Origin of the sequence: Streptomyces sp. NPDC057474 (genome assembly GCF_042802555.1) — a bacterium.
In the GTDB taxonomy this organism is placed as follows: Bacteria; Actinomycetota; Actinomycetes; order Streptomycetales; family Streptomycetaceae; genus Streptomyces.
Map to the genome: position 1 here is coordinate 4,613 of NZ_JBHVDX010000243.1, position 10,286 is coordinate 14,898.

10 protein-coding genes are annotated in these 10,286 nt (G+C 73.6%); all 10 read left to right on the forward strand.

The annotated features are described in order from the left end of the window. On the forward strand, positions 1–2,088 hold a 2,088-nt coding region (locus ACFU53_RS40570; RefSeq protein WP_384004487.1), incomplete at its 5' end, for a DEAD/DEAH box helicase. After that, the gene (locus tag ACFU53_RS40575) at positions 2,088–3,386 is read left to right on the forward strand and encodes a hypothetical protein (protein WP_384004489.1); all 1,299 of its coding nucleotides are present in this window, start codon (positions 2,088–2,090) and stop codon (positions 3,384–3,386) included. The genes ACFU53_RS40570 and ACFU53_RS40575, both read left to right, overlap by 1 nt. A 275-nt stretch (positions 3,387–3,661) precedes the next feature. Further along, positions 3,662–5,140: an AMP-binding protein gene (locus ACFU53_RS40580; protein WP_384004491.1), complete on the forward strand. Its 1,479-nt coding sequence runs from the start codon at positions 3,662–3,664 to the stop codon at positions 5,138–5,140. Between the two features lies 1 nt (position 5,141). Further along, the gene (locus tag ACFU53_RS40585) at positions 5,142–5,423 is read left to right on the forward strand and encodes a phosphopantetheine-binding protein (protein WP_384004493.1); all 282 of its coding nucleotides are present in this window, start codon (positions 5,142–5,144) and stop codon (positions 5,421–5,423) included. 2 nt (positions 5,424–5,425) lie between these two features. Next, positions 5,426–6,460: an anthranilate phosphoribosyltransferase gene (locus ACFU53_RS40590; RefSeq protein WP_384004495.1), complete on the forward strand. Its 1,035-nt coding sequence runs from the start codon at positions 5,426–5,428 to the stop codon at positions 6,458–6,460. Next, a complete protein-coding gene (gene trpA, locus ACFU53_RS40595) occupies positions 6,453–7,268 on the forward strand; it encodes a tryptophan synthase subunit alpha (RefSeq protein ID WP_384004497.1) in 816 nt (271 codons plus the stop codon). Before ACFU53_RS40590 ends, trpA begins: the two co-directional genes overlap by 8 nt. A gap of 39 nt (positions 7,269–7,307) precedes the next feature. Then, a complete protein-coding gene (locus ACFU53_RS40600) occupies positions 7,308–7,682 on the forward strand; it encodes an ectoine synthase (RefSeq protein ID WP_384004499.1) in 375 nt (124 codons plus the stop codon). 14 nt (positions 7,683–7,696) lie between these two features. Then, complete coding sequence (locus ACFU53_RS40605) at positions 7,697–8,836, forward strand: acyl-CoA dehydrogenase family protein (RefSeq protein ID WP_384004501.1); 1,140 nt, start codon at positions 7,697–7,699, stop codon at positions 8,834–8,836. Positions 8,837–8,875: 39 nt separating this feature from the next. After that, the gene (locus tag ACFU53_RS40610) at positions 8,876–9,580 is read left to right on the forward strand and encodes a transglutaminase family protein (protein WP_384004503.1); all 705 of its coding nucleotides are present in this window, start codon (positions 8,876–8,878) and stop codon (positions 9,578–9,580) included. Then, entirely contained in the window at positions 9,580–10,248 is a 669-nt protein-coding gene (locus tag ACFU53_RS40615) for an N-(5'-phosphoribosyl)anthranilate isomerase (protein ID WP_384004505.1), read from the forward strand. The genes ACFU53_RS40610 and ACFU53_RS40615 overlap by 1 nt, the downstream gene beginning before the upstream one ends. Positions 10,249–10,286 lie beyond the last annotated feature (38 nt).

Consider the following 10,286-nt stretch of genomic DNA (forward strand, 5'->3'; position numbering starts at 1 on the left):
CACGGCCGGGCGGTGCTGACGGCCGGTGTGGCGGTGCTGGTGTGCGGGGCGCTGCTGGGGCTGCCGGGCGACGGCTGGGGCCCCGACGGCGCCGCCGCCCCGCCGTACGCGCAGAACGCCGCGAGCGTGTGGCAGCCGCTGGAGCGGCTGCTGCCCGTGCCGCGTGAACTCGCCCTCACCGACCGGGAGACGACCGAACTCCTCGGCGGCGCGGCGCCCCGGCTGCGGGCCCACGGCATCGACGTGCACTGGCCCCAGGACGCGGCCGGCTCCCTCACCGCCCGTGCCGTCGTCGGCGCCGACCGTGTCGCGCCCACCGACATGCGCTCGTTCCTCGGCGGCGACGCCACCGTCGACCTGCGCTGGCAGCTCGACCTCGACGGCGAGGCGCTCACCGAGCAGGAGATGGCGGCCGTCGCCGACACGCAACGCCCCCTGGTCCGGCTGCGCGAGCGCTGGATCCTCCTCTCCGGTGACCTCGCCCGCAAGGCCCGCGAACGCGAACTCAAGCCGCTCACCGCGATCGAGGCGCTCGCCGTCGCCCTCACCGGATACGCCCGCATCGGCGCCGAGCCGGTCCCGGTCGCCCCCAGCGACTGGCTGCTCGCGCTGCGGGCGCGGCTCGCCGACCCGGACGGCGGCAGCGAGCCGCTGACCCAGCCCGCCGCCCTCGACGCCACGCTGCGGGACTACCAGCTGCGCGGCCTGCGCTGGCTGGAGCGGATGACCTCGCTCGGCCTCGGCGGCTGCCTCGCCGACGACATGGGCCTGGGCAAGACCATCCAGCTCATCGCGCTCCACCTGTTCCGCCAGGAACACGCCGAGAGCACCGGCCCCACCCTCGTCGTCTGCCCGGCCTCGCTGCTCGGCAACTGGCAGCGGGAGGCCGCCAGGTTCGCGCCCGGCACACCCGTACGCCGCTACCACGGCACCGGCCGCACCCTCGAAGGCGCCCACGACGGCTTCGTCCTCACCACCTACGGCACCATGCGCCTGGACGCCGGCGAACTCGGCGCCCACCCCTGGAGCATGGTCGTCGCGGACGAGGCCCAGCACGTGAAGAACCCCCACTCCTCGACCGCGAAGGCCCTGCGTCTCATTCCCGCCGGGGCCAAGATCGCGCTGACCGGCACACCCGTCGAGAACAGCCTCTCCGAGCTGTGGGCCGTCCTGGACTGGACGACCCCCGGCCTCCTGGGCACGCACGGCGAGTTCCGCCGCCGCTGGATCCAGCCGGTCCAGGCCGAGCGGGCCCAAGCCGCCGAGCCGGTCACCGCCCATCGCCTGGCCGGCCTCGTGCGCCCCTTCATGCTGCGCCGGCGCAAGTCCGACCCGGGCATCGCCCCCGAACTGCCGCCCAAGACCGAGACGGACCGTCCGGTCGCGCTCAGCCCCGAACAGGCCGCGCTCTACCGCAAGCAGTCCCACGAGGTGATGGCCGAGATCCGCGCCACCCGGGGCATCGCCCGCAGCGGCCTGGTCCTCAAACTCCTCACCGGCCTCAAACAGATCTGCAACCACCCCGCCCAGTTCCTCAAGGAGGAGGACACCGCGCTCGGCGGCCGCTCCGGCAAACTGGAACTCCTCGACGAACTCCTCGACACGATCATCGCCGAAGACGGCGCCGTCCTGGTCTTCACCCAGTACGTCGTCATGGCACGGCTCCTGCAACGGCACCTGCGCGAGCGCGGCATCCCCGCCCAGCTCCTGCACGGCGGCACTCCCGTGGCCAGGCGCGAGGACCTGGTGCAGCGCTTCCAGGACGGCGAAGTACCCGTCTTCCTGCTGTCGTTGAAGGCCGCCGGCACCGGCCTCAACCTCACCCGCGCCGACCACGTCGTGCACTACGACCGCTGGTGGAACCCGGCCGTGGAGGCCCAGGCCACCGACCGCGCGTACCGCATCGGCCAGACCAGGCCGGTCCAGGTGCACCGAATGATCGCCGAGGGCACCGTCGAGGACCGCATCGCGGCCCTGCTGGAGTCCAAGAAGGAACTCGCGGACGCCGTCCTCGGCTCCGGCGAACAGGCCCTGACGGAACTGACCAACGACGAGCTGGCCGGCCTGGTCGAGCTGAGGAGCGCGTGATGGGCGACGGACACGACCGCGGGGCCCTGGGCTTTCCCGCCTTCCCCGCCCGCAAGGGCGGACGCGCCCGCGGACAGTCCTTCTGGGCCAAGGCCTGGACGGAGGCGGTCGAGGACACCTGGCCGGAGGAGGAGCCCCTGAAGAAGGGACGCGCCTTCTCCCGCACGGGCCGGATCGGCCCGATCGCCGTCAGCCCGGGGCGGATCACCGCCGAGGTGTACGGGGGCGAGTCCGCCCACACCACCGTCCTCACCCTCCAGGAACTCGACGACGACCAGTGGGACCTGCTCTGGGAGAAGACCGCGGACCGGCCCGCCGAGACGGAGGCGCTGCTCGCCGGCGACCTGCCCGAAGACCTCCTGGAGGCCGCCGAGGACGCACGCGTACGGCTGCTGCCCGGGTACGGGGACCTGGACGCGGACTGCGACTGCGACACCTTCGACCACCCGTGTCCGCACGCCACGGCCCTGAGCTACCAGATCTCCTGGCTGCTCGACGAGGAGCCCCGGCTGCTGCTCCTCGCCCGCGGCCGCACCGCCGACGAGGCGCTCGACGAACTCAAGTCGGTCCTGCTGCTGCGGGCGATGACGGACGCGGGGGAGGAGGACGACGGCGACGGGCAGGAGCCCGAAGAAGCGGCAGAAGCGGCAGAAGCGGCAGAAGCGGAGGCAGCGGAGGCAGCGGTGTACGAGAGCCACCGCGCCGCCTACGCCCGTCCCGCTCCCGCGCTGCCCGCCCTGCCCCCGCTGCCCGAGCCGCCACCGCTCGACGACGAGCCGGCGACCGGCATCGAGGCCGATCCGCTGGAACGGCTCGTCGCCGACGCGGCCGTCCGGGCCCGCGAACTGCTCGCCTACACCCACGGGTCCGCGACCCGGCCCGCGCCACCGCTCGACCTGTGGCGCGACACCGTGCGTATCGCGGCCACCCACCCCGACCCGCGCGTCCCGGCCCGCCTGCGGGAGTCCTGCGGGCGCCCGCAGGAACTGGACCGAGCCGCCGAGGCGTGGCGCACGGGCGGCCCCGCCGGGCTCGACGTCCTGGAACACCCCTGGGTCCCCTCCGCGCAGGAGACCGCCCGCGCCCGCACCGTCCTCGCCGCGGGCTGGGAGGGCGACGAACTGCCCCCCATCGAGGTCGACGGCAACCACTGGAACCTCACCGGGCGCGGGCTCCAGCTGCGCCGCGGCCGCGACGGCCGCTGGTACCCCTACCGCGAGAGGGCGGGCACCTGGTGGCCGGCGGGCACCCCCGACAGCGATCCGGCGGCGGCCCTGGCGGAGCTCCTCGACGCCTAATGGGAACTGTCGGGTCGTAGAGACTCGATGCCGTAGCCGCCAGTAGGTGAGCACTTTCGACGCCGGAAGCATTCGACTTCTGAGGTCAGACCGTGCCCCTGCTGGTCGGCCGGGAGGCCAGACCGTTGATGGGGTGTCTGACCGGCGCCCGGAGCCCGCCCGGCCGGGGCCGTCGACGGTGCCTGTAGAGCAACGCTCCAACGATCCTCCAGTCCGCGAAACCACCATCGACACCGATGGCAGCGGGACGTGGATGGCGGAAGGAGCCCCGAGCCGTGAGCACCGTCGATGGCCCCCCGGAGCCGTTCCTCGACTCCTTTGTGGAACACGCGCGCCGTACCCCCGACGCACCCGCGCTCGTGTGGCGGGGCGAGCAGGTGGGCTACGGCGCGCTCCTGGACCTCGCCGGCCGCGAGCGGGCCCGGATCTCCCGGCTCGAGGGGGACGGGCCGGTCGGCGTACCCGCCGTGAAGTCGCCCGCCACCATCGCCCTGGTCCTGGCCTGCTTCCTGGAGCGGCGGCCGGTGCTGCTGCCGGCGGCCACGCTCGGCGCGGACGTCCTGGAGAGGCTGTACGAACAGGCCGGGGTACACGACGTGCTGACCCCGGCCCCCGCCGAAAACCCCCACGACGCTCCGGTCACCGCGGCCGGCCCCGACACCACGCGCCTGCTGCTCACCACCTCCGGTTCCACCGGCCTGCCCAAGATCGTTCCGCTGTCCGCCGGCGCCGTGGACCGCTTCACCGCGTGGGCCGCCGACGCCTTCGGCATCGCGCCGGGCACGACCGTCCTCAACTACGCCCCCCTCAACTTCGACCTGTGCCTGCTCGACGTGTGGACCACCCTCGCGCACGGCGGCCGCGTCGTCCTCGCCGACCCGGGCCAGGGCGTCGACGGCGCCTACCTGCTCGACCTGCTGGTGCGCCACGAGGTGCACGTCGTCCAGGCCGTGCCGATGTTCTACCGGCTGCTCGCGGACGCGGCCGCCGGCCGCCGGCTGCCTTTCGTACGGCAGGCGCTGTTCACCGGCGACACCCTCCCCGGGCCGCTGCTCGCCGCCCTGCCCGGCCTGCTGCCCGGCGCCCGGCTGTACAACGTCTACGGCTGCACCGAGACCAACGACAGCTTCCTGCACGAGGTGACCGACGCCCGCGCCGCCGCCGCGGGGCCCCTGCCGCTGGGCCGCCCGCTGCCCGGCGTCGGCGCCCTCCTGCTCACCGGCGACGGCGAGGTCCTCGACGGGCCCGGCACCGGCGAACTCCTCGTCTCCACCCCCTTCCAGACCACCGGCTACCTCGGCGCCGCGGCCGCCAGGCCCGCCCTCGTCCCCCACCCACGCGACCCGCACGGCGACCCCCGGCGCTGGTACCGCACCGGAGACCTCGTGCACCGGGCCGCCGACGGCACCCTCACCCTGCAGGGCCGCACCGACTTCCAGGTCAAGGTCCGCGGGGTGCGGGTCAACACCCAGGAGGTCGAGCACGTCCTGCTCGCCCACCCCGACGTGTCCGAGGCCGCCGTCCTGGCGCTGCCCGACCCGGTGGCGGGAAAGCTGCTGCACGCCGTGGTGCGCCGCGCCTGCGCCGGCGGTCTCGACAGCCTGGCCCTGCGCGGCCATCTGGCCCGCGGGCTGCCCCGGGCCGCGATCCCCTCGACGCTGCTCCTCACCGACGAGCCGCTGCCCAGGACCTCCACCGGCAAGGTCGACCGCGACCGGGTCGTGCGGGACCACCACCTCACCAAGGAGAGCTGACATGCAATACGCCCAGGCCATCAAGGAGTTCCTGGTCGAGGAGTTCCTGCCGGACGTGCCCGCCCACAGCATCGAGGACCACTACGACCTGCTCGAGGGCGGCGTCATCGACAGCCTCGGGCTGCTCAAGGTGATCGCCTGGCTGGAGGACCGGTACGCCGTCGACACCGACGCCGTCGACCTGGACCCCGAGTCCTTCAAGTCCGTCGCCGCCATCGAGGCGTTCATCGGCGACGCGCGGGCCGCGTCGGCCGCCACCGGTGCCCGGGCGGAGGCCGCCTAGCCATGCACGACGCCGTCGCGGCCCTGATCGCCCAGGACCGGCCCGTGGACACACACGAGTGGCGGTCCTTCTGGGACGAGCTGCACGCGGGCGGTCTGCGCCGTGGCGAGAGCGTGGCCCTGCTCGCGTCGCTGTCGACCCGGATGCCCGACCGGGCCACACTGACCGCGCTCCTGGACTCCCTCGCCGAGCGACGGGAACAGGCCCCCGCGCGCGAGTGGTTCCACGGCGCGGTCAACATCGTCGGCACCGGCGGAGGCCCGCGCACCCTCAACATCTCCACGGCGGCCGCGTTCGTCGCCGCGGCGATGGGCACCCCCGTCGTCAAGACCGGTTCACGCGCCTACACCTCCGCCCTCGGCTCCGTCGATCTGCTGGAGCTGCTCGGCGTCCCGCTGACGTTCTCCTACGAACAGACCCACGAAACGCTGGAGCGGTGCGGCATCGCGTTCGCCGGGCCCTTCGTCTACCCGGCCGAAGTGGCCCGACTCGCGCGCAGCGTGCATCCGCTGGACTTCCGCCGGCTCGGCCGCTTCGTCAACACGATCGGCCCCTTCCTCGCCGACCTGCCGGTCACCGCCCAGCTCACCGGGGTCTCCGATGCCCGCCGGCTCGCGGGCCTGCGCCAGGCCGCCGAACACACCGCCCGGCGCACCGGGCGGACGGTGTGGCTGTGCACCAACGAGCCCGGCGCCGACGAACTCCTCGGCTTCACCCCCAACCTGGTGCGAACCTACGACGGCGACGGCGAGGACGAGTTCACGCTCGACCCGGTCGCGCTCGGCCTGCGCCACGGCACCCTGGACGCGCTCGTCCCGGGCACCGACCCCGTCGCCGGCTTCCACGCGCTGCTGGCCGGCGAGGCCCACCCGGTGGCCGCCGAGACGGTCTGCCTGAACGCGGCCGCGCTCGCCGTCGCCGGACGGCTGACCGGGAACTGGCACGCCGCGCTCGACGCCGCCCGGGCGGTGCTGCGCGACGGGGCCGCCCGCGCGCTCGTGGACCGCCTGCGCGCAAAGGAGCCGGCCCGTGCCTGACCGGCTCCCCCCGGCCGAGGGCGGCTTCTTCGCGCACCGCACGCCGGACAGACCCGGGCTCGCCCTCTTCCTCAACGCGGGCGACCCGCCGCCGGGCGCCCTCCCCGAACTCGCCGCCATGCTCGACGAGAACGACGTCGACTGCCTCGAACTCGCCGTGCCGTTCCCCGGATCGGTCACCGACGGCCCCGTCATCCGCCGCTCGGCGGACCGCGCGCTCGCCGCCGGCACCGGCCTCACAGCCGTCCTCGACGCGGTGGCCGCCGTGCGCCCCGGCCTGAAGAGGCTGCGGATCGCCCTGCTCGCCGACTGGAGCCACACCGTCAGGGGCACCGACCCCGGCGACTTCGCCGCCGCCGTACGGGACGCGGGCTGCGACGGGCTGCTGCTGCACGGCGTACCACCGAGGCTGCGCCTCGCCCACTACCGGGCGGCCCACACCGCGGGGCTGCCGCTCGTCACCACCTGCTACGCCGCCTCGAGCCCCGATGTCGTGGCCGAGGCGGCACAGCACGCCTCCGCGTACCTCTACCTGGTCGCCCACTACGGGCGCAGCGGCACCGCCGCGGCTCTGGACCGGGGGCGGCTCGCACAGGCGATCACCACCCTGCGCGCCACCGCGTCCGCGCCCGTCGCCGTCGGCTTCGGGGTCAAAACGTCCGCCGACATCGCGCTCCTGGCGGACCTCGGCGCCGACGCGGCCGTCGTCGGCAGCGTGGGCGTGGCCCGCGTCGAAAACGCCCTCGCCGCGGGCGGCGACCCCGTCGAGGAGCTCGGGCTCCTCGTGCGGGAGCTGCGCGGCCGGTGAGCGCGACCACCGAACCAGACCGTACGAAAGGAAACCGCCATGATTGTCCGTAAGCTCGACGAGGTCACCTGTGTCGACTGGGGCAACGGGCTCAGCCGCCGCTTCCTCACCCAGGCCGACGGGGTCGGCTACTCCGTCACCGACACCACCGTGCGCGCGGGCACCAAGTCCCGTCTGGAGTACCGCCATCACCTGGAGTCCTGCTACTGCATCGAGGGCAGCGGCGAGGTGATCGACGGCGACGGCGTCTCGCACCCCATCACCCCCGGCACCCTCTACGCCCTCGACCGGCACGACGCCCACTGGCTCATCGCCTCTCCGCACGAGGACCTGCGCCTGGTGTGCATGTTCACGCCCGCGCTGCGCGGCGACGAGCGGCACGACCTGGACTCACCCGACTTCTCCCACTACTGAGCCGACCGCCACTGATGATCGACTGGACCGACGACCAGCGGGCCCTGCGCGACGGCCTCGGCCCCCTGTTCGAGCGACTCAACGAAGACCACGTCGAGCGGGACGCCGCGGGCACGTTCCCCCACCGGGCCTGGAAGCTGCTCGCGGCGACCGGGATCCTCGGGCTGCCCTTCGACGAGCGGTGGGGCGGCCTGGGCCAGTCCCTGCTGACCACGATGTACGTCCTGGAGGGCCTCGGCGAGGGCTGCCGCGACGCCGGCCTCAACTTCTCCGTGTGCACCCATCTGGTCAGCGCGGGCGTGCCCCTGCAGCGCTTCGGCTCACAGGGCCTCAAGGAGCGCTATCTGCCGGGCATCTGCGCGGGCGAGGTGATCGGCGCCCATGCCATCAGCGAGCCCGGCAGCGGCTCCGACGCGCTCGCCATGCGGACCCGGGCGGTACGCGACGGCGACGACTTCGTCCTGAACGGCTCCAAGGCGTTCGTCAGCAACGGGCCGGTCGCCGACGTCGTCACCGTCTACGCCCGCACCAGCGACCGCCCCGGCCCGCTCAGCATGACCGCGTTCCTGGTCGAGCGCGGCACCCCCGGCTTCGAGGTGGGCAACCCCGTCCCCAAGATGGGCCTGCGCACCTCACCGCTGAGCGAGCTGTACTTCGACGACTGCCGGATCCCCGCCGACCGGGTGGTCGGCAGGCCCGGCGGCGGGTTCCTCGTGCTCGACCACGTGATGCGCTGGGAGATCCTGTGTTCCTTCGTCATCAACGCGGGGGAGATGAGCGACCGGGTCGGCCGCTGTGTCGAATACGCCCGCACACGCGAGCAGTTCGGGCAGCCCATCGGCTCCTACCAGGCGGTCTCTCACAAGATCGTCGACATGGCGACCGGTGTCGAGACGTCCCGCCGATGGCTGTACGACACCGCCGAACGGATGACCGCGGGCGAGAACGTCACCCGGGACATCGCCATGGCCAAGCTCGTCACCAGCGAGGCCAACGTCGCCTCCGCGCTGTCCGCCGTGCAGATCTTCGGCGGCAACGGCTACATGGCCGAGTACGGCATCGAGAAGGAGCTGCGCAACGCGGTCGCCGGGACGATCTACTCGGGGACGTCGGAGACGCAGCGCAACCGGATCGCGGCGCTGCTGGGCCTGTGAACCGGCCTTGGACACCAGTCAATCGGACGGAGCAACGACATGACGACGCCCATCGGCCCCGACACGGACGCCCTGCGGGCCACGGAGTTCCTCGACCACGAGTCGGACGAGGTGCGCGCCTTCGTGCGCGACGCGCTGCCGGCCGGCGCGCGGACACCCACCGAGCAGGCGGTCGCCCTGTACTACGCGGTGCGCGACGGCATCCGCTACGAGGTGTACGGCGCCGACCTGAGCCGTGCGGGGCTGCGGGCGAGCCGGGTCGCCACCACCGGCTCCGGCATGTGCCTGCACAAGTCGGTGCTGTACGCGGCCGGTATGCGGGCGCTGGGCATCCCTGCCCGGCTCGTCCTCACCGACGTACGCAACCACCTCGCGTCGCCGAAGCTGATCGAACTGCTCGGCGGTGAGGTCTTCCACCAGCACTGCCTGACGTCGGTGCGGCCGGCCGGTGAGTGGGTGCGCGCGACACCGGTGTTCAACAAGACGCTGTGCCGGCTCTACGGGATGGCGCCCCTGGACTTCGACGGGACGGCCGACAGCATGCTCCACCCCTTCGACCGGCACGGCCGCAAGCAGATGGAGTTCCTGCGCCTGCACGGGGAGTTCGACGACCTGCCCTACGAGTACGTCCTCGCCGACCTGCGCTCCGCCCACCCGGGCCTGTTCCAGAAGGGCTCCGCGCGTTTCGCCTCCGGCTCGCTGGTGAGCGACGCGGACGCCGCCCGGCGGGCGGTGACGCCCTGATGCTGGTCAAGTTCTGCGGGGCCACCACCTGCGCCGAGGTCGAGGACATGGCCGAGGCGGGCGCGGACCTGGTGGGCCTGTGGCACGAAGTACCCGGCGGCAGAGCCGATCTGACGCTGAATCAGCTCACCGCCCTGTCGGCGGCGGCCCGTGCGGCGGGCCTCTCACCGGTCATGGTCACCTTCTCCCGCGACCCGAGGACCCTGCTGAGCGCGGTCGAGGCGGCCCGGGTGCCCTGGATCCAGCTGCACGGCTTCCAGACCCCGGGCGTGGTGCGGGCCCTGCGCGAGCGCGGCCCGGACTCCCTGAAGATCGCCAAGGTCCTGCACGTGAACGGCGCGACCTGCCTGGAGGGCCGGCTCACCGCGGCGTACGAACGGGCCGGCGCCGACTGCTTCCTCATCGACGCGGTCGCCGACGACGGCCGCGTCGGCTCCACGGCCCGCACCCTGGACGATGCCACGGTCACCGACCTGGCCGACCGGGTGCGCCTGCCCTTCCTGCTGGCAGGCGGTCTGCGCGCGGACAATCGCGCCGCCTTCCCGCGCGCCACGGCGCACCCCCGCTTCCTGGGCGCGGACGTGGACTCCGCGGCGCGCGCCGCGGACGGCCTCCTGCACGCCGGACGCGCGGCGGCGATCGCGGCGGCGTGGCGCATGGCGGCCTGACCGCGCTTCGACGGCCGCCCGTTCCCAGAGGTCGGGAC

Bases quoted from the DNA above. Each gene is read 5' to 3' on its own strand.
- ACFU53_RS40585 (WP_384004493.1), top strand. From the start codon at position 5,142: ATGCAATACGCCCAGGCCATCAAGGAGTTCCTGGTCGAGGAGTTCCTG.
- ACFU53_RS40600 (WP_384004499.1), top strand. From the start codon at position 7,308: ATGATTGTCCGTAAGCTCGACGAGGTCACCTGTGTCGACTGGGGCAAC.
- ACFU53_RS40610 (WP_384004503.1), top strand. From the start codon at position 8,876: ATGACGACGCCCATCGGCCCCGACACGGACGCCCTGCGGGCCACGGAG.
- ACFU53_RS40575 (WP_384004489.1), top strand. From the start codon at position 2,088: ATGGGCGACGGACACGACCGCGGGGCCCTGGGCTTTCCCGCCTTCCCC.
- ACFU53_RS40605 (WP_384004501.1), top strand. From the start codon at position 7,697: ATGATCGACTGGACCGACGACCAGCGGGCCCTGCGCGACGGCCTCGGC.
- ACFU53_RS40615 (WP_384004505.1), top strand. From the start codon at position 9,580: ATGCTGGTCAAGTTCTGCGGGGCCACCACCTGCGCCGAGGTCGAGGAC.
- ACFU53_RS40590 (WP_384004495.1), top strand. From the start codon at position 5,426: ATGCACGACGCCGTCGCGGCCCTGATCGCCCAGGACCGGCCCGTGGAC.